Raw genomic sequence first — 885 nt, forward strand, 5'->3', positions numbered from 1 at the left:
CGCTCCCGGAGGGCTTCGACGGTGAGGCGGAGTTGTTGTTCGATCTGGTTCATGGGCTGGTTGTAGAGGTCGGCGACGCGGGAGTGGACGCGTAGCACGGTCTGGGCGACGGACAGTTCGTATTCGCGGGGGCGGGCTTCGTAGTCGACGAAGGTGGCGGGCAGGACCGGTTCGCCGTCGTGGCCGGAGGCGAGGGTGATTTCGGCTTCGCCGTGGTCGTTGCTGGCCGCGTCGCCGCGGGCCTGGTAGTCGGCCAGGTGGGTTTGGAGGGTGGCGGAGCGGGCGAGGATGTCGTCGAAGGCGGTGCGGGGCAGGGTCAGCACGGTGCAGGCGGTGACGGCTTTGGCGGTGAATTCCCAGATCCCGTCGCGGTGGGTGAGGGTGGTTTCGCCGAAGTGGTCGCCGTCGGCGAGGGTGCCGAGGACGACCTGGTCGCCGTAGGCGCCGGTGCCGATCTTGCTGATTTTGCCGTGGGCGAGGAGGAACACTTCTTCGGCGGGGGAGCCGAATTCGACGAGGGCGTCGCCGGGGGCGTATTCGCGTTGGGTGAACCGGTCGGCCAGTTCGGTGAGGACCTCCTCGTCGTCGAAGCCGCGCAGGGGGGCCAGTTCGCCCAGTTCGGGGGGGATGACGCGGACGTGGGCGCCGGTGGTGGTGAAGGTGACCCGTCCGTCGCCGACGGCGTAGGACAGGCGCCGGTTGACCCGGTAGGACCCGGCCGCGACGTCGACCCAGGGCAGGACCTTGAGCAGCCAGCGGGAGGAGATGCCCTGCATCTGCGGGACCGACTTGGTCGTCGTGGCCAGCGTCCGGGCCGCCGCCCGCCCCAGGCTCGACGGTGCCTGCTCGGATTCCACCGGGTCGGTGACAGTCACAGCGAAAACC

1 protein-coding gene is annotated in these 885 nt (G+C 69.6%); it reads right to left on the bottom strand.

What is annotated here, in order from left to right:
- The coding region (locus ACLJOU_RS46940; RefSeq protein WP_410575791.1) for a family 2B encapsulin nanocompartment shell protein at positions 1-875 on the bottom strand (875 nt) is incomplete at its 3' end.
- Positions 876-885: the final 10 nt, after the last annotated feature.

This window comes from Amycolatopsis sp. cmx-4-61, from assembly GCF_046548775.1.
Taxonomy (GTDB): domain Bacteria; phylum Actinomycetota; class Actinomycetes; order Mycobacteriales; family Pseudonocardiaceae; genus Amycolatopsis.